At 65.9% G+C, this 16,953-nt stretch carries 17 protein-coding genes; 5 read left to right on the top strand and 12 right to left on the bottom strand.

Going from position 1 to position 16,953, the window contains the following annotated elements; all coding sequences use genetic code 11:
• Positions 1–83 precede the first annotated feature (83 nt).
• The 11 genes from RB623_RS26960 to tpiA all read right to left on the bottom strand — a co-directional run bounded on the left by RB623_RS26960 (position 84) and on the right by tpiA (position 10,440).
• Positions 84–449, bottom strand: a complete 366-nt coding sequence (locus RB623_RS26960; RefSeq protein WP_308060211.1) for a PRC-barrel domain-containing protein — start codon at positions 447–449, stop codon at positions 84–86.
• A gap of 86 nt (positions 450–535) precedes the next feature.
• A complete protein-coding gene (locus tag RB623_RS26955) occupies positions 536–739 on the bottom strand; it encodes a dodecin family protein (protein WP_308060210.1) in 204 nt (67 codons plus the stop codon).
• Positions 740–812: 73 nt separating this feature from the next.
• Positions 813–1,646 (bottom strand): 3-deoxy-8-phosphooctulonate synthase, encoded by an 834-nt coding sequence (gene kdsA / locus RB623_RS26950; protein WP_308060209.1) that lies wholly within the window; start codon positions 1,644–1,646, stop codon positions 813–815.
• On the bottom strand, positions 1,643–2,530 hold the full coding sequence (locus RB623_RS26945) for a VOC family protein (RefSeq protein ID WP_308060208.1): 888 nt from the start codon (positions 2,528–2,530) through the stop codon (positions 1,643–1,645). The genes kdsA and RB623_RS26945 overlap by 4 nt, the downstream gene beginning before the upstream one ends.
• An 82-nt stretch (positions 2,531–2,612) precedes the next feature.
• Positions 2,613–3,644 carry an MBL fold metallo-hydrolase gene (locus RB623_RS26940; protein ID WP_308060207.1) on the bottom strand — a complete coding sequence of 344 codons (1,032 nt, stop codon included), beginning with the start codon at positions 3,642–3,644 and terminating at the stop codon, positions 2,613–2,615.
• A gap of 59 nt (positions 3,645–3,703) precedes the next feature.
• Positions 3,704–4,363, bottom strand: a complete 660-nt coding sequence (locus tag RB623_RS26935; RefSeq protein WP_308060206.1) for a peroxiredoxin — start codon at positions 4,361–4,363, stop codon at positions 3,704–3,706.
• A 412-nt stretch (positions 4,364–4,775) separates the two neighbouring features.
• The gene (locus RB623_RS26930) at positions 4,776–5,612 is read right to left on the bottom strand and encodes a hypothetical protein (protein ID WP_308060205.1); all 837 of its coding nucleotides are present in this window, start codon (positions 5,610–5,612) and stop codon (positions 4,776–4,778) included.
• Positions 5,613–5,810: 198 nt separating this feature from the next.
• Positions 5,811–7,439, bottom strand: a complete 1,629-nt coding sequence (locus RB623_RS26925) for a CTP synthase (protein WP_308060204.1) — start codon at positions 7,437–7,439, stop codon at positions 5,811–5,813.
• A 146-nt stretch (positions 7,440–7,585) separates the two neighbouring features.
• A complete protein-coding gene (locus RB623_RS26920; RefSeq protein ID WP_308060203.1) occupies positions 7,586–8,785 on the bottom strand; it encodes a L,D-transpeptidase in 1,200 nt (399 codons plus the stop codon).
• A 201-nt stretch (positions 8,786–8,986) separates the two neighbouring features.
• Complete coding sequence (gene secG / locus RB623_RS26915) at positions 8,987–9,493, bottom strand: preprotein translocase subunit SecG (RefSeq protein ID WP_308060202.1); 507 nt, start codon at positions 9,491–9,493, stop codon at positions 8,987–8,989.
• Positions 9,494–9,675: 182 nt separating this feature from the next.
• Positions 9,676–10,440 (bottom strand): triose-phosphate isomerase, encoded by a 765-nt coding sequence (gene tpiA, locus RB623_RS26910; RefSeq protein WP_308060201.1) that lies wholly within the window; start codon positions 10,438–10,440, stop codon positions 9,676–9,678.
• A 138-nt stretch (positions 10,441–10,578) separates the two neighbouring features.
• Here tpiA and RB623_RS26905 point away from each other — a divergent pair, with 138 nt between their 5' ends.
• The 5 genes from RB623_RS26905 to glp are packed head-to-tail and all read left to right on the top strand — an operon-like array spanning position 10,579 to position 16,010.
• Entirely contained in the window at positions 10,579–12,468 is a 1,890-nt protein-coding gene (locus tag RB623_RS26905) for a SurA N-terminal domain-containing protein (protein WP_308060200.1), read from the top strand.
• Positions 12,469–12,475: 7 nt separating this feature from the next.
• Positions 12,476–13,486 carry an anthranilate phosphoribosyltransferase gene (gene trpD / locus RB623_RS26900; RefSeq protein ID WP_308060199.1) on the top strand — a complete coding sequence of 337 codons (1,011 nt, stop codon included), beginning with the start codon at positions 12,476–12,478 and terminating at the stop codon, positions 13,484–13,486.
• A 3-nt stretch (positions 13,487–13,489) separates the two neighbouring features.
• Positions 13,490–14,308 (top strand): indole-3-glycerol phosphate synthase TrpC, encoded by an 819-nt coding sequence (gene trpC / locus RB623_RS26895; protein ID WP_308060198.1) that lies wholly within the window; start codon positions 13,490–13,492, stop codon positions 14,306–14,308.
• 3 nt (positions 14,309–14,311) lie between these two features.
• Positions 14,312–14,803 (top strand): cyclic pyranopterin monophosphate synthase MoaC, encoded by a 492-nt coding sequence (gene moaC / locus RB623_RS26890; RefSeq protein ID WP_308060197.1) that lies wholly within the window; start codon positions 14,312–14,314, stop codon positions 14,801–14,803.
• A 1-nt stretch (position 14,804) separates the two neighbouring features.
• Positions 14,805–16,010 carry a gephyrin-like molybdotransferase Glp gene (glp, locus tag RB623_RS26885; RefSeq protein ID WP_308060196.1) on the top strand — a complete coding sequence of 402 codons (1,206 nt, stop codon included), beginning with the start codon at positions 14,805–14,807 and terminating at the stop codon, positions 16,008–16,010.
• Between the two features lie 247 nt (positions 16,011–16,257).
• Here glp and RB623_RS26880 read toward each other — a convergent pair.
• A partial coding sequence (locus RB623_RS26880) for a porin (RefSeq protein WP_308060195.1) occupies positions 16,258–16,953 on the bottom strand: 696 nt, incomplete at its 5' end.

The raw sequence follows: 16,953 nt of genomic DNA, 5'->3' as shown, positions 1-16,953 counted from the left end.
ACGCGGCCGTTGCCGGGCGGGCAGAGAAAAAACGGCCCCGCTCGCGCGAGGCCGTCCGCCGCATCTCCCGAATCGTCGAGAGGTTAGTTCCAGTAAGGATCAACTTTGTAGTAGTCGAAGGCGGCATCGCGCGCTCTTTCGCCGTCGGCGCCGCTCAGCTCATCGATGGAATGGGCCGGGGCTGCCTTCAACCGGTCCCTGGTGAAGGGAACGACGTAGCCGCCGCGGCTCGGTTCGTAGTCGAGAACCGACCACGGTACCGCATGGTATTTCTCGCCGATGCCGAGAAAGCCGCCGAAGCCGATGATGGCGAACATGATGCCGTTCGAGGTCTTGTCGAGCATGACGTCCTCGATGGTGCCGATGCTCTCGCCCGCCGTGTTGTAGACGGCGGTGCCGATGACACGCGAAGCGCGGATGGCGTCGGTATGGCCGGTAAGAGTGGTCATGGAGAAATCTCCTCGTGGCTAGATTTGCTTTGAGGAAAATGACCGGCGGCAGCGATGGTTCCAGCGGATTCCGCCCGGCCCAACGCTCAATCGGTCAGGATGAAGGTGACCTTCATGTTGACGCGGTAGGCGACGATCCTGCCGTCCTCCACGACGATCTTCTGGTCCTGAATCCAGGCGCCCTCAACGTTCTTCAGCGTCTTGGACGCGCGTTCGATGCCGTTCTCGATGGCATCCTGGAAACTCTTGCTGGACGAGGCGGTGATTTCGGTGACGCGTGCGACCGACATTGCGGCGTTCCTCCACGGGCAGCCCCCGGACAAGGAGCCTATATCCCGTGATGCGCGGCGGCAAGCGTACGCGTCAGAGGCCCTTGGCCACTCGATCGAACGCCATCAGTTTCTCGATCAAGGCCGGCATTTTCTGCAGTGGCACCATGTTCGGGCCATCGGAAGGAGCATTATCGGGGTCCTGATGGGTTTCGATAAAGACGCCGGCGACACCGACCGCGACGGCGGCGCGCGCCAGCGTCTCGACGAAACGGCGGTCGCCGCCCGAGGAAGCGCCCTGCCCGCCCGGCTGCTGCACCGAATGGGTGGCGTCAAAAATCACCGGCGCGCCGAACTCGGCCATGATCGGCAGCGAACGCATGTCGGAAACCAGCGTATTGTAGCCGAAGGAGGCGCCGCGCTCGGTGACCAGAACGTTGGCGTTGCCTGAGCCGGTGACCTTTGCGACCACGTTCTTCATGTCCCACGGCGCCAGGAACTGGCCCTTCTTGACGTTGATCACCTTGCCGGTGCGGGCGGCGGCGATCAGCAAATCGGTTTGCCGCGACAGGAAGGCGGGGATCTGCAGAATGTCGACATGCGGCGCGACCAGGGCGCACTGTTCCTCGGCATGGACGTCGGTGAGGATCGGCAAGCCGAATTCCTTGCGAATATCGTCGAAGATCGGCATGGCGGCATCGAGCCCGGCGCCGCGTTTGCCGACAAGCGAGGTGCGGTTGGCCTTGTCGTAGCTGGACTTGTAGACGAGGCCGATGCCGAGCCCGGCGCAAATCTCCTTCAGGCTGCCTGCCATGTCGAAGGCGTGCTGGCGGCTTTCCAACTGGCACGGCCCGGCGATGAGGGCGAGCGGCGCGGCGTTGTCGAAGGCGACGTTGCCGACGGTCACGATCGGATTGGGTGCGGTCATGGAGACTCCTCGAAGATGAAGGCTGCGCCCTGCCCCGGCGCCGGCGGCACGACGATCCGGCCGTCCCTGATGTCGTGGGCAAGGCCGGATTGGCCGAGCAATGTGCTTGCCCTGGCGATTTCGGCGACTGAAAAACGGATCGCCCGGGCATGCAGGCCGGCATCGCCGGCCGGATCGAGTCCGTAGTGCGAGGCGAGTTGCGCGTTGCCGACGATCTCGACGGCCGTGTTGCCGGCCGACATGCGGACCTCCGGCCCTTCCCCGGCTGCGCTGGCAACGGCGCCGGTGGCAACACCAACGATGCCGGAAAACCGCGCGGGTTCGCGCGCCGACAGCACGACGCCGGCGATGCCGGTCACGCCGTTGCGATGCGACTGCAACGCGGCGCGGTCGACATTCGGGACGTCAACCCGCTGACAGGTGAAGAAGAACACATCGGGGGCATGCTGATCCGCAGCGAAGGCCAGCCGGAAGGAGGCCGATCCGGTATTGCCGGCGGCATCGGTGAAGCCCCGCGAAAAATCGAGGATGTCGCCTGCCGAAACGCCCTTGCCGACGAACACCTCGTGATCCGCAAGCGCGTCATCCGTGCCGAACACCAGCGCCGAAAACCCTTCCGGCCCCCGGCGTTGGCGAAAGGCGGCGTCTCGGGCGACAAACACGTTACCGGCGCTCACGCCTTCGAGCGCCCGCTTCTCGTTGGCTATCGCCAGCGGCTCAAGATAGGTCCCGTCTGCGAAGAAGACGCAGGCGTTCGCCGTGCCGAACGGATGAACGGCGGCCGGCGCGACGGTGAAGCCGAGCGCGGTCAGGCGCGCCCGCGCCGTCTCCAGCGAGGCTGTCGGCAGCACCAGATGGTCGAGCGGGCGCGGCAAGGCTGTCATCTAGGCCGCATGTGCCCCATTCCGGGTTCTGCCGCAAGGGCGGCCAATGGTCCGAGGCAGGCGGACAGCAGCGGATCGCCCGTCAGTGCTCCAGCGGCCCCAAAATCTTCTTCCAGGCGTCGATGCCGCCCTCGATGTGCCGGGCCGAGCCGATGCCCGCTTCCTGCGCCGCGTTGACCGCCATGGCGGAGCGCTCGCCGAACGCGCAGAAGAAGACGAGTTGCTTGACGGAACCCAGTTCGTGCAAGACGCCGCCGGGCCGCACGCTTTCGTCCAGCACGCCGTACGGCACATGCAGCGCGCCAGGGATGGCGCCGTGGCGCTCGCGTTCGTTGCGCTCGCGCAGGTCGACCAGCGCGACATCAGGCCGTCCGAGAAGCGGCAGGGCGTCGCGCGCCGAGACCGCCCACCCCTGCGCGGCGATGGTCGCCTGCGACAGGCCGATATGCATGTTGGCCGGCACCGCCACATCCATCATCTTCGGGTTCGGCAGGTTGAGGTTGTTCATCAGTTCGATATAGGCCTCGACGGAAGGCACCTGCAGGCGCGGATTGCTGCGGCGTTCCTCGCCGATGGTGCTGACCGTGTCACCCTTGTAGTCGTGTGCGGGAAAAACCAGCGTCTCTTCGGGCAGCTTCAGCAGCCGGCCGAAGATCGATTCGTACTGGGCGCGCGGGTCGCCGTTCTGGAAATCGGTGCGCCCGGTGCCGCGGATAAGCAGCGTGTCGCCGGTGAAGACGCGGTCGCCCATGACGAAGGAGTAGGAATCGTCGGTGTGGCCGGGCGTGTAGATCACGTCCATGCCGATGCCTTCGATGCCAAGCCGGTCGCCATCGGCAAGGCGGATCGACACCACGTCGGCCTTCGTCTGCTCGCCCATGGCGGTGACACAATGGGTGCGGTCGCGCAGCGCGGCGAGACCGGTGATGTGGTCGGCGTGGAGATGGGTATCCACCGCCTTGACCAGCCGCAGGTCGAGCTCGTTCAGCAACTGGATGTAGCGGTCGACCTTTTCCAGCACCGGGTCGATGATGAGGGCCTCGGCGCCGCGCCGACTGGCGATGAGATAGCTGTAGGTGCTCGACGTGCTGTCGAAAAGCTGGCGGAAAATCATGATCTTGTTCCCGGAGCCTCACCGCCGGCGTCAACACGCCGGCGGTTGCGGAAGGTCGCCTATCTCGGCTGCGGCACGATGCGCAGGTAGGGTTTTGGCGCCTTCCAGCCTTCGGGATACTGCTTCTTCGCGTCGTCGTCGGAAACCGAGCCGAGGATGATCACGTCGTCGCCCTGCTTCCAGTCGACCGGCGTCGCCACCTTGTGCTTGGCGGTGAGTTGCATGGAATCGATGACGCGCAGGATCTCGTGGAAATTGCGGCCGGTGCTCATCGGATAGACCAGCGCCAGCTTGATCTTCTTGTCCGGGCCGATGACGAAGACGGTGCGCACGGTGGCGTTGTCGGCGGGGGTGCGGCCTTCGCAGGTTTCGCCGGCCCCTTCCGGCAGCATGCCGTAGAGTTTCGAGATTTTCAGGTCGGTGTCGCCGATCATCGGATAGTTCGGCGCGGTGCCTTGAGTCTCGGCGATGTCGACCGACCAGCGCGTATGGTTTTCGACCGGGTCGACGCTGAGGCCGATGATCTTGACGCCGCGCTTGTCGAATTCGGGCTTCAGCGCCGCCATGCGGCCGAGTTCGGTGGTGCAGACCGGGGTAAAGTCCTTGGGATGCGAGAAAAGCACGGCCCAGCTATCGCCCAACCAGTCGTGGAAACGGATGCGCCCTTCGGTCGTGTTCGCCTCGAAATCCGGCGCCGTGCTGTTGATCGTCAAAGACATTTTGCCCTCCTGGCCGTGTGAGTTCGCGTTCCGCCGTGTCTGACAGCACCGTCCAGACCAATATCTGAGCGGTTGAAACGCGAGATGAAGCTCTGTCGGCGCAGCCGCATCTGCCCACGCGCCGACGATCCGCAGGGTACTCCCCCGCCGGAGCACAGGCAACGGGTGACGACGTGGTCATGATGCGGCGAACCGCCCGCGTTGGGGCTCGGCCGGCGCGCGTTGAGATGATTGCCGGACATTCGCCCGACCTCTTGTCAAACAGGTTTGGCCGGCTTCGCCGACGGACGCGCAACGATATCTTTTGACAGCACGAATCGACGCCACGCCCGGATTTTGTCCCGTCTGGCCATTGAAGCTCTGGAGAGCTTTCGAGAACCGCCGTCCCGGCCTGGGCCGGGGCGACCGCACATCAGGACGTGTCGGGGGATTCCAGTGCGTAGACGGCCAGCGCATGGGCGTGCGCCAGAATTTCGTCGATCTCGCGGATGTTGCGCGGATGAGTGGCTGTCGGATCGTAGCGGGACAGCCGGCCGCCCGGCGGTCGCCCGAGCCGCAGCGGCGAGATGCGCCGGAAGCGGAACGCGCCGGCAGCTTGTTTGTCTCCTGCGGAGCGGGCTTGCCTGTCCCGCGCACGTGCTGCGTCGTTGCGTGCCTTCCAGCGGGCAAAGCGTTTGGCCTGGCCCGGTAGGTCGTCGAGCGCGCGACCCAGCGCCTCCAGCCGCAAGGCCAGCCGCGCCGCGTCGACCGGATCGTCGGACGACGGCGGCGATGGCAGGGGGCGGAGCTGCGCGCCGAAATCGAGTCCCGAGATGCGCGGTACGGCATGAGCCGGCACATAGCGGCGGCGGACGCGGAACGGATTTTTCAGCGGATCGAGCAGCGGCAGGTTTAGGATGCGCGGGCCGGCGGCGCGCTTGGCGGCGGCTCTTTTGGCGGCTGCGGCGCGCCTGGTATCGTCGCGTGACATTGTGACGGCGATGCCGAGACGGCGCAGCACAGCCTCGTTGTTTTCGGGTTTGGGTTTTTGCGGGCGAAAAGGCGGCAGGGTCACGACGATGCCGCGCGCCGCCGCGATGATCAAACGCCGCGCCGCGGATTCGGCCGGACGCAGCAGTCGAAGGATTGCGCGATGAAGCTGGCGCGGCAGGGTCGGTCCACCATCGGCAAACCCGGCCATGGACACGAGCATCAACAGGATGCGCTTCAACGCCTCCCGGTTCTTCTCGATTGCGCCACTCCCGTCCATCGCCGCCGCCTCCTTTCCAGCACAGGCAGCGAGATTATCGCTCCGTCGGGAGGGAGGGGATAAGTCGCGGGAAAATAATCCTGACAGATGCTGACGATGGTCGCTTCTGTTGAGATTCAACACGGCTTGCCGCCAATCTCCAACGTTGATGATTTGGCGGAAACGGCGAAGTCGGCGAAGCCGGATTTCTTGCGTGAACTACACCAGTCGGCTCTGTTCCACGGCCGCGCTTATAAAACTGGCGAACAGTGGGTGCGGGTCGAGCGGGCGGCTCTTCAGCTCGGGGTGATACTGCACGCCGATGAACCACGGATGATCGGGATATTCGACCGTTTCCGGCAGCACGCCATCTGGCGACATGCCGGCGAAGACCAGGCCGCAGTCCTCCAGCCGCTCCTTGTAGTCGATGTTGACCTCGTAGCGGTGGCGGTGACGCTCGGAAATCTGCGTATCGCCATAGATGCCTGCGATCTTGGAATCGGGGGCAAGTCGCGCCTCATAGGCGCCGAGCCGCATCGTGCCGCCGAGATCGCCCGCCTCGCGGCGCTTCTCCAGCATATTGCCCTTGAGCCATTCGGTCATCAGACCGACCACCGGCTCCTTTGCCGGGCCGAATTCCGTCGAGGAGGCGCCTTCGATGCCGGCCAGCGAACGGGCCGCCTCGATGCAGGCCATCTGCATGCCGAAGCAGATGCCGAAATACGGCACTTTTCGCTCGCGGGCGAATTTCGCCGCGAGAATCTTGCCCTCGGAACCGCGCTCGCCAAAACCGCCGGGAACGAGGATGCCATGCACTTTTTCAAGGAACGGCGCAGGATCTTCCTTCTCGAAAATCTCCGACTCGATCCAGTCGAGCTTGACCTTGACGTGGTTGGCGAGGCCGCCATGCGACAGCGCCTCGATCAGCGACTTGTAGGCGTCCTTGAGGCCGGTGTATTTGCCGACCACAGCGATCGTCACCTCGCCTTCCGGATTGTGGATGAGTTTCGAGACGTTCTGCCAGGCTTCCATGCGCGGTTTCGGCGCCGGGTCGATGCCGAAGGCGGCGAGCACTTCCGAATCCAGCCCTTCCTTGTGATAGGCCATCGGCACGTCGTAGATGTGGCCGACGTCGAGCGCCTGGATGACGGCGCTCTCGCGCACATTGCAGAACAGCGAGAGCTTTCTGCGCTCCTCCTTGGGGATCGGCCGGTCGGCGCGCACCAAGAGAATGTCGGGCGCGATGCCGATGCCGCGCAGTTCCTTCACCGAGTGCTGGGTCGGCTTGGTCTTCAACTCGCCCGCCGTCGGGATATAGGGCATCAGCGTCAGGTGGACATAGACGGCGTTGTTGCGCGGCAGGTCGTTGCCGAGCTGGCGGATCGCTTCCAGGAACGGCATCGCCTCGATGTCGCCGACCGTGCCGCCGATCTCGCAGAGCACGAAGTCGTATTCCTCGTTGCCGTCGAGCACGAAGTTCTTGATCTCGTCGGTGACGTGCGGAATGACCTGCACGGTGGCGCCGAGATAGTCGCCCCGCCGCTCGCGCTCGATGATGTTCTTGTAGATACGGCCGGTGGTGATGTTGTCCGACTGGTTGGCGGAGCGGCCAGTGAAACGCTCGTAATGGCCGAGATCGAGGTCGGTCTCGGCGCCGTCGTCGGTCACGAACACCTCGCCGTGCTGGTAGGGCGACATCGTGCCGGGATCGACGTTGAGGTACGGATCGAGCTTCTTTATGCGCGCGCGATAACCGCGCGCCTGCAGCAGGGCCCCGAGGGCCGCCGCGGCTATGCCTTTTCCAAGGGAGGAGACCACGCCGCCGGTGATGAATACATATCGCGCCATGGGAATTATCGCTTAGCTTGGGCGGCTTGATTCCGCCAGAAAAAAATCGGGCCCGGTCCGATTATCCCCGGCGGGCCTGTTCACGGCCATGTGGCCAAAACAAAAGGGCCGGCGCGGGCCGGCCCTTTTGAACGATGCGCGGCCGATCAGAGGATGACGACCTTCGTGCCGATGCCGACGCGACGGTAGAGATCCATCACGTGGTCGTTGACCATGCGGAAGCAGCCGTTCGACGAATTGGTGCCGATGGTCTGCGGCGCGATGGTGCCGTGGATGCGCAGATGAGTGTCCTGCTTGCCCTGGTAGAGATAGATGGCGCGGGCCCCGAGCGGATTCTGGCCGCCGCCGGGCATGCCGTCCTTGTACTGGCCGTACTTCTTCGGCTCGCGCTTCTGCATGTCGAGCGTCGGAATCCAGCGCGGCCATTCCTGCTTGTCGCCGACCGCCACCGTGCCCTTGAACTGCAGGCCTTCGCGTCCGACCGCGATGCCATAGCGGCGGGCCGAACCAAAACTCTCGACGAGGTAGAGGAAGTGATTGCTGGTGTCGATGACGATCGTGCCGGCCGGATAGCCGGAGAACGCTACCGACTGCGGCTCGTATTCCGGCCTCACCTTGAATTTCTTCTTGTTGTCCAGCACCGAGTCGAGGGCGCGGGTCTCCGGGAGCATCCCAACCGAGGACGTTGCCGTTTCCGGCTCATCACCGAACAGGATATTGAAGAAGCCGCTGCTCGGCCGTGACATGCCGGTAGCACCGCTGCGCAGTTCGCCATTGTTGCCGCTGCGCAGAACCTCGTCGGCGCCGACGGAGGCGGCCTGCTGCGCGGCGATGCGCTCGGCGGTGAGCCCGGTGACCGGCTTGGTCTTGAGTGCGACCGGCTCGCTGTCGCCGAACGATATCTCGAACGGGTTCCGTTTCCGCGTGTCGGTGTCTGCCACCTCGACAGCCTTGCCCTTCTTCTTCGGCGTTTCGCCGTCGGCCAGGACCCGCCTGGGCGCGCGGAAGGCGGCGCTGCGCGCCTCCGCGTCGGCCTTGGCCTTGGCGCGCATCGCGGCGAGCCTGGCCTGGCGTGCCTTTTCGGCCGCCGCCGCCTTGGCTTCGGCTTTCGCCTTGGCCTTCTGCTGCGCGGTCAGTTCGGTTTCGCCGTCCTTGGCAGCGGGTTTCTTGCCCTTCTTGTTCGCCTTGGCGACGACCTTCTTCTTGGTCTTGGCGTCGGTGGCGGTTTTGGACTTGGCCGACGCCGCAGCGGTCGGCTTCTGGGGCTTCGCAACGTCCGCGAAGGCAGGCGTGGCCAAGCCCAGCACGGCGCAGAGGCCGAGCAATATGAGGCTTCGAGGTAGCATGTGTTGTGATCCCGAGACACGAAAACGCCGGCCTGTCGGCGGAGCGACATCTCCGCGTTGCGCCCACCCGGCGGCCGTTGGCCGATTTATATGCTCATATCGCGCAATCGCTCAAGATAGCGGGAGGAGTGCTCGAGATCGATTCATCGTGATCACAGCGGCATTTAGCCGGAGTGTGATCAAACGGGCACAGGTCTTGCCCTATTGATTCGGCACTTGCGGTTCTGCCGGCGCGGCGGGCGCCGAGGGAGCGGTCGAGGCCGCCGGCGGCGTCGCGGTTGAGCTATCGCCGGCGGGCGGCGTGGCGGTCGCGCCATCGGCCGGCGCGGGAGCCTCCGCGGGCGGCGTCGCAGCGGGCGCGGATTCGCCGGACGGAGCAGCAGGCGCGGGAGCGGACGGGATGTCGGAGCCGCCAAGCTGGTCGAGCACGCCCTGGCCACCCTCGCCCTGGGTCGTCGGAACGCGGTCCAGGATGTCGATCGGCCGGTCGCTGTAGCGGGCGATCAGCGACAGCCCCAGCGAGGTAGCGAAGAAGGCCGCCGCCAGGATCGCCGTGGCGCGCGTCAACGCGTTGGCCGCGCCGCGCGCCGTCATGAAGCCGGAACCGCCGCCGATACCGAGCCCGCCGCCCTCGGAGCGCTGCAAGAGCACCACGCCGACAAGCGCAAGCACGATCATCAGATGGATGACGATGACGATGGTTTCCATAATTTCCCCGGCAGAGTTCAGGACACGGACAGGCGCGCCCTGCCGAAACGTGGCGGCTCAATACATGGCTTTCGTGGCATTTCCAAGCCCGCCGGGAATATGGGGATGACGCGGGACAATGCAATGTCCAGGGCCGTATCCCGGCCGGTGTTTGTCGACGCCGGCGGCCCCGCCCGACTGCCTCAGAACGACAGATAGGCTTCGGCGATGCCGAGGAAGTCGCGCGCCTTCAGGCTGGCGCCGCCGACAAGCGCCCCATCGACATTGTCGATCGACAGCAGTTCCTTGGCGTTGGACGGCTTGACCGAGCCGCCGTAGAGGATGCGCATGCGCCTGGCCTCGTCGCCGATCCGGGCCGCGAGTTCGGCACGGATATGGGCGTGCGCTTCCGCAACGTCGCCGGCGGTAGGCGTCAATCCGGTGCCGATCGCCCAGACCGGCTCATAGGCGATGATCGTGTGCGCGGCGGTGGCGGCAAGCGGAACCGAGCCGGCGATCTGCCGCGAAAGCACCGACATGGTCGCCCCCGATTCGCGCTCGGCGCGGGTTTCGCCGATGCAGACGATCGCCGTGAGGCCGGCGCGCCATGCCGCCTCCGCCTTGGCCTGGACGATCGCGTCGGTCTCGCCATGGTCGGTGCGGCGCTCCGAATGGCCGACGATGACATGGGACGCGCCGGCGTCCTTCAGCATCTCGGCCGAGATGTCGCCGGTATGGGCGCCGCTCGCCGCGCTGTGGCAATCCTGGCCGCCGACCTTGACCGGCGTGCTTGCCAGGATCTCGGCGGCGCGGGTGAGAAGCGTCGCGGGCACGCAGATCAGCGCGTCGGTCTCGGCGTCGATGCCGGACAGGAATTCGCGGCCGATCGAGCGGAGCTCGGCGAGCGAGGCGCCGACGCCGTTCATCTTCCAGTTGCCGGCAACCAACGGACGAATTCCCGACGTCATTGTGGTCTCCCCTCGACATTCCGTTCGCCCCTCCGTACCAAAATCAGGTCACAAAGCAATCGACACTTGGCCGCAAGGGCGTTATTGCCGTTTCTTCACGGACTTCGCCCATGCGCTGGGCCTTCAACGGACTGTTCCATGCTCGAAACACTGCGGACCGCGGCCGGCACATGGGTTGCCAAGCTCCTGCTCATGCTTCTCGTGGTCAGCTTCGCCGTCTGGGGAATCTCGGGCCAGATGCAGACCGGCATCGGCGGCAACACCGTGATCACGGCCGGCGGCACGTCGGTGTCGGCCACCGAATACCGCCTGGCCTACGACCGTCAGATCAACGTTTTGTCGCAGCGCCTCGGCCAGCGGCTGACGCGCGAGCAGGCGACCGCGTTCGGGCTGGACAGCATGGTCCTCGGCCAGCTCGTCTCCGGCGCGGTGCTGGACGAACAGGCACGCAAGCTCGGTCTCGGCCTGTCCAAGGACCGTATCGCCTCACTGACCGCCGAAGATCCGGCGTTCCGCGGGGCGGACGGAAAGTTCAACCGCGCGCAGTTCGACTACGTCCTCAGCCAGGTCGGCATGCGGCCGGAGGACTATTTCAACAGCCGTGCGCAGGAAGCGACCCGCCAGCAGATCGTCGAAGCCGTCGCCGACGGCATCAAGGCGCCGGACACCTTCCTGCGCGCCGTCTCGCTCTACGACGGCGAGGACCGCACCGCCGACTATCTCGTCCTGCCCCGCTCGTTGGTCGAGCCGATCGAGGTGCCTGATGACGCGGTGCTGTCCGCATGGTTCGAGGAACGCAAGAAGCAATATGCGGCGCCAGACTACCGCAAGATCGCCTATGTGAAGCTGGAGCCGGAGGACATCGCCGACGAAAGCGCCATCACCGACGAGCAGGTGCGGGCCGACTACGACAAGAACAAGGCGCGCTACACCACGCCCGAGACGCGAACGATCGAGCAACTGGTGTTCTCGTCCAGGGACAAGGCCGACGCGGCCGACGCCGCGCTGAAGAGCGGCACGACCTTCGACAAGGCGGTCGAGGCCGAAGGCAAGACCATGGCCGACGTCCAGCTTGGGACATTCGCCAAGGACCGCATCCCCGACCAGGCGGTCGCCGACGCTGCCTACTCGCTGGCCAGCGGCGAAGTCAGCGGAGTGATCGACGGAACGTTCGGACCGGTGATCATCCGCGTCACGGCGATCACGCCCGAAGTGGTGAAATCCTTCGAGGAAGTGGCGCCCGCGATCCGCAAGGATCTGGCGCTGGGCGAGGCGCATCGCGTGCTGCTCGACGTGCACGATTCCTACGAGGATGCCCGCGCCGGCGGCGACTCGCTGGCGGAAGCCGCCGACAAGCTGAAGCTCAAGGTCACGACGGTCGAGGCCGTCGACCAGGCCGGCCGGCGCCCCGACGACACGATCGTCAACGACCTGCCTGCTTCCGCCGAACTGCTGCGCGCCGCCTTCGGCACGGAAGTCGGCGTGGAGAACCCGGCGATCAACGTCGGCTCCAACGGTTACGTGTTCTTCGAGGTGGGGGGCATAACGCCGGCCCGCGACCGACCGCTGGACGAAGTCAAGGCGAAAGTCGCGGCGGACTGGACCAAGGCGGAAGCGGAAAAGCGGCTTGCCGACAAGGTCGCCGAACTGGAAAAGCGGATCAAGGACGGCGTTGCGCTCGACGCCCTCGCCGGCGAGTTGCAGCTCGAGAAGCAAACCAAGCGCGGCATCAAGCGGGACACGGACGACGCCGATTTCGGCCGCGACGGCGTCGGCACGATCTTCTCCGTCGCCGAGGGCGGCTCGGGTTCGCTGGCCGCGCCGTCTGGCGATGCCCGCATCCTGTTCAAGGTGACCGAGGTGTTCGAACCCGCGGCCTCCGGCGCCGACGCCATCGGCGAGAACGCCCGCCGCGATTTCGCCGCCGGCCTGTCCGACGATCTGCTGGACCAGTTGGTGGCCCGTCTGCGGACCGAATACGAGGTACGGGTCGACCAGGCCGCGATCGGCCGGGCGCTGGCTTTCTGACGCCGCGATGAGCACGCTGAAACCCTACATCGCCAAGGTCGCCGGGGGTACGGTGCTGTCCTTCGAGGAAGCGAAGGACGCTTTCGACATCATCATGTCGGGCGAGGCCACCCCCGGACAGATCGGCGCTTTCCTGATGGGGCTGCGCGTGCGCGGCGAACAGGTGTCGGAGATTTCCGGGGCAGTCGCGACCATGCGTGAGAAGATGCTGACGGTCGAAGCGCCGGCGGCAGCCATCGACATTGTCGGCACGGGCGGCGACAACTCGCACAGCGTCAACATATCGACGGCTTCCGCCTTCGTGACCGCCGGCGGCGGCGTGCCGGTCGCCAAGCATGGCAACCGCGGCCTTTCCTCGCAGACGGGCGCCGCCGACGTGCTGATGGCGCTCGGGGTGAAGATAGACCTCGCGCCGGAAGCGATCGCAACCTGCATCGCGGAAGCCGGCGTCGGCTTCATGTTCGCGCCATCGCATCATCCGGCGATGCGCCATGTCGGGCCGGTGCGCGCCGAACTCGGCACCCGCACCATCTTCAACCTGCTCGGCCCGCTTTCCAATCCGGCCGGCGTGCGCCGCCAGATGGTCGGCGTGTTCTCTCCCGAGTGGATCGCGCCGGTGGCCGAGACCCTGAAGCTGCTCGGCGCCGACCATGCATGGGTGGCGCATGGCGACGGGCTGGATGAGATCACCACGACCGGCGAGACCCATGTGGCGGAGCTTGCCGGCGGCGTGGTGCGCAGCTTCGTGTTGAAGCCGGAGGATTTCGGCCTGGCAAGGCACAGCCGGGAGGATCTCAAGGGCGGCGACGCGGCCTACAATGCCTCCGCGTTGCGCGCGACGCTGGAGGGCAAGCCGGGCGCCTATCGCGACACCGTATTGATGAATGCGGGCGCCGGTTTCGTGGTCGCGGGCAAGGCGGCAGATCTGGCCGAGGGCATTCGGCTGGCCGCCGAGTCGATCGACCGGGGCCATGCCTCCGGCGTGCTCGAGCGGCTCGTCAAGGTATCGAACGGATAGGCCGTGGTCGACATCCTCAAGAAGATCGAGAAATACAAGCGCGAAGAGATCGCCGCCGCGAAGCGCGCCCTGCCGCTTGCCGAGGTGATGGCCATGGCGCGCGACGCCAAGGCGCCGCGCGGCTTCGTCGAGGCGCTGCGCGCCAGGCGCCAAGGTGGCAGCTATGCGCTGATCGCCGAGATCAAGAAGGCAAGCCCGTCGCGCGGCCTGATCCGCGCCGATTTCGATCCGCCGAGCCTTGCACGGGCCTATGAGGACGGCGGGGCCGCCTGCCTTTCGGTGCTCACCGACGGCCCCTCCTTCCAGGGCGCGCCGGAATTCCTGATTCAGGCGCGCGAGGCGACGGCGCTGCCCGTGCTGCGCAAGGATTTCATGTATGAGCCCTACCAGGTGTTCGAGGCGCGGGCCTGGGGCGCCGACGCGGTGCTCATCGTACTTGCCGGCGTCGAAGACGACGAGGCACGGGCGATCGAGGATGCCGCGCTCGAACTCGGCATGGACGTTCTCGTGGAAGTCCACAACGAAGCCGAGATGGAGCGGGCGCTGGCGATGAACTCGCGGCTGATCGGCATCAACAACCGCGACCTGCACAGTTTCCATGTCGATCTGGCCGTATCCGAGCGGCTCGCGGGCCTCGTGCCGAGCGACCGCCTGCTTGTCGGCGAAAGCGGCATCTTCACGCACGATGATTGTCGCCGGCTGGCGCGCGCCGGCATCGAGACCTTTCTGGTCGGCGAAAGCCTGATGCGGCGCCAGGACGTCACGCAGGCGACGCGTGCGCTGCTGTTCGGAGAGGCGGCCGTCTCCGCCAGCGCCGGTTGAACGATGGCGCCCGGGCATGGCACGCTGACACACCTGGCGGCTGACGGACAGGCCGACATGGTGGACGTCGGCGACAAGCAGGACACGGTTCGCACCGCGATCGCCGAAGGTCACGTCATCATGCGGCCGGAGACTCTGGCGACGATCCGTGCCGGCAACGCCAAGAAGGGCGACGTGATCGGCGCGGCGCGGATTGCCGGCATCATGGCGGCCAAGCGCACGCATGAACTCATCCCGCTTTGCCATCCGCTGCTGCTCACCAAGGTCGCCATCGACATCGCCGAGGATCCTGCCCTGCCCGGCCTGCGCGTCACGGCAATGGCACGCGTCACCGGCAAGACCGGCGTCGAGATGGAAGCGCTGACCGCCGCATCCGTCGCCTGCCTCACCATCTACGACATGGCCAAGGCCATCGACCGCGGCATGACGATCTCAGGCATCAGGCTGGTCGAAAAGTCTGGCGGAAAATCTGGCGACTACCGGGCGGAAAGCTGAAATGGCGTTGCTGCCGGTCGCCGATGCATTGCGGCTGCTGCTCGACGGCGCGGCGCCGCTGAAATCGGAACGGGTGCCGCTCCACGATGCGGCCGGACGGGTGCTGGCGGGCAGGTTGAGTGCGCTGCGCACTCAGCCGCCCTTCGACGCCTCCGCCATGGACGGCTACGCGGTGCGCGCCGAAGATGTGGCCAGCGTGCCGGTGCGGCTCGATGTCGTCGGCGTTTCGGCTGCCGGGCACGGTTTTCGTGGACGGGCCGGAAAAGGACAGGCGGTGCGCATCCTGACCGGGGCGCCGGTGCCGGACGGCGCAGACACGATCGTCATCCAGGAGAACACCCGGCCGGCGGGCCCGGAAACCATCGACGTTCTCGACACCGCCGCGTCCGGGCGGCACATCCGGCGGCGCGGACTGGATTTTTCAGAGGGGGACGCGCTGCTCGAGCAAGGGCGCATCCTCGACGCAGCGGCGCTGTCGCTGGCGGCGTCGGCCAATCATGCCGAATTGGACGTGGTCGGCAGGCCGCTTGTCGCCATAATCGCGACCGGCGACGAGTTGCTGCCGCCCGGCAGCGAACTCGGACCAGACCAGATCATCGCCTCGAACGGCTATGGCGTGGCGGCAATCGCGTCCGCCGCGGGAGCCCGCATCCTCGACCTCGGCATCGTGCGCGACGACCGGGCCGCCATCGCGGACCGGCTTGGCGCAGCGACGGAAGCCGGCGCCGACATTGTCGTCACGCTGGGCGGCGCCTCGGTCGGCGACCACGATCTCGTTCACGACGTGTTGACCGAACAGGGCGTGACGCTCGGCTTCTGGAAGATCGCCATGCGTCCCGGAAAACCGCTGATGTTCGGACGGCGCGGCGATACGCGCTTCATCGGCATGCCTGGCAATCCGGTGGCAAGCCTCGTCTGCTCGCATCTCTTCCTGAAACCGCTGGTGGCGCGGCTTGGCGGACGGTTTCACGAACAGGACATACGCGCTGCCAGGCTGGGCGCTGCGATGGGCGCAAACGATCTGCGCGAGGACTATGTGCGGGCGAAAATCGAGATCGTCGACGGACAGGTCACCGCGACTCCCTTCGGCCTCCAGGATTCGTCGATGCTGCGGATCCTTGCCGAATCGGGCGGCCTGATCATCCGCGAGCCCTTCGCCCTGCCCGCGGCGGAGGGCGAGACCTGCAAGGTGCTGATGTTGCGATAGCGGACGGGTCGTCAGGACGACCGCCTGTTGCTTTGCGCTCTCTCAGTCCGCAATTCTCCGAAAGATGCCGCACCAACGGCGTCGGACCATGATCTCTTAGAGAGACGTCCGTACCGATCGAGGCAAATCCCGACATCACCTCCGCCGCCCGGCGCGCGGCAGCGTCGAGCCATGCTCGCCGGAGCTTTGGCCAACAAAAAACCCGGCGGTCGCCCGCCGGGTTTTTTGGTCACCCCTGAAGGGTCGATCAGAACGTGCGCTGGAAGCGGACGTTGACGCCCCAGGCATCCGAGTCGTCGATGTCGAAATTGTCGACATAGGCGATTTCCGGCGTGATCGTGAAGCCGGGAACCAGGTCGTAGGCGATGTTGGCGGCGATCGAGAAGTTGTCGAAGTCGTCATAGCCAACTTCGGCGTTGAAGGTCGCCTTCTCGTTGAACTTGATCGCCGTGCCGCCCCAGACCGCCCAGTCGCCGCCCCAAGGAGCGTAGAAGTTGGCGCCGTCGCTCAGGTTCGGACCCGAGTTTCCGCCCGAATCCCAGGCAGCCATCACGAACACCGAAGCGGTGTCGGTGATGTTGACGTCCAGGCGGCCCTTGACCGCAACTTCCTGTTCCCAGCTATCGTAGCCGGCAACGACGCCGATCTTGCCCCAGCCCTGGGTCAACGACACGCCACCGACCACATACGGAGCGTAGTCCTCGGTGATGCCGCTGGCGAACTCGCCCTCGTCCTCGTCGCCCTGTTCCAGAGCGATGGCGGCCGAGAAGCCGTTCGCGCCGGTGTAGGTGTAGGCGATCTGCAGCGTCGCGAACGGACCATAGGGAACCAGGCCGTCGTTCAGCACGCCCGACGAATAGTCGGTGAAGGTCGAGAACAGCGAGTCGGTCTTGCCGATGCGGAAGCCGCCCAGCTCGATATAGGCATGCTCGATGCCCATCTC

This window comes from Mesorhizobium sp. LHD-90 (genome assembly GCF_030929505.1).
In the GTDB taxonomy this organism is placed as follows: Bacteria; Pseudomonadota; Alphaproteobacteria; order Rhizobiales; family Rhizobiaceae; genus Kumtagia.
Note: the sequence above shows the minus strand (reverse complement) of the source record. Positions and strands in the feature narration are given on the sequence as shown.

Excerpts from the sequence above, each read along its gene's own strand:
- RB623_RS26960 (WP_308060211.1), bottom strand. The coding sequence starts at position 449 with ATGACCACTCTTACCGGCCATACCGACGCCATCCGCGCTTCGCGTGTC.
- RB623_RS26955 (WP_308060210.1), bottom strand. The coding sequence starts at position 739 with ATGTCGGTCGCACGCGTCACCGAAATCACCGCCTCGTCCAGCAAGAGT.
- kdsA (WP_308060209.1), bottom strand. The coding sequence starts at position 1,646 with ATGACCGCACCCAATCCGATCGTGACCGTCGGCAACGTCGCCTTCGAC.
- RB623_RS26945 (WP_308060208.1), bottom strand. The coding sequence starts at position 2,530 with ATGACAGCCTTGCCGCGCCCGCTCGACCATCTGGTGCTGCCGACAGCC.
- RB623_RS26940 (WP_308060207.1), bottom strand. The coding sequence starts at position 3,644 with ATGATTTTCCGCCAGCTTTTCGACAGCACGTCGAGCACCTACAGCTAT.
- RB623_RS26935 (WP_308060206.1), bottom strand. The coding sequence starts at position 4,363 with ATGTCTTTGACGATCAACAGCACGGCGCCGGATTTCGAGGCGAACACG.
- RB623_RS26930 (WP_308060205.1), bottom strand. The coding sequence starts at position 5,612 with ATGGACGGGAGTGGCGCAATCGAGAAGAACCGGGAGGCGTTGAAGCGC.
- RB623_RS26925 (WP_308060204.1), bottom strand. The coding sequence starts at position 7,439 with ATGGCGCGATATGTATTCATCACCGGCGGCGTGGTCTCCTCCCTTGGA.
- RB623_RS26920 (WP_308060203.1), bottom strand. The coding sequence starts at position 8,785 with ATGCTACCTCGAAGCCTCATATTGCTCGGCCTCTGCGCCGTGCTGGGC.
- secG (WP_308060202.1), bottom strand. The coding sequence starts at position 9,493 with ATGGAAACCATCGTCATCGTCATCCATCTGATGATCGTGCTTGCGCTT.
- tpiA (WP_308060201.1), bottom strand. The coding sequence starts at position 10,440 with ATGACGTCGGGAATTCGTCCGTTGGTTGCCGGCAACTGGAAGATGAAC.
- RB623_RS26905 (WP_308060200.1), top strand. The coding sequence starts at position 10,579 with ATGCTCGAAACACTGCGGACCGCGGCCGGCACATGGGTTGCCAAGCTC.
- trpD (WP_308060199.1), top strand. The coding sequence starts at position 12,476 with ATGAGCACGCTGAAACCCTACATCGCCAAGGTCGCCGGGGGTACGGTG.
- moaC (WP_308060197.1), top strand. The coding sequence starts at position 14,312 with ATGGCGCCCGGGCATGGCACGCTGACACACCTGGCGGCTGACGGACAG.
- glp (WP_308060196.1), top strand. The coding sequence starts at position 14,805 with ATGGCGTTGCTGCCGGTCGCCGATGCATTGCGGCTGCTGCTCGACGGC.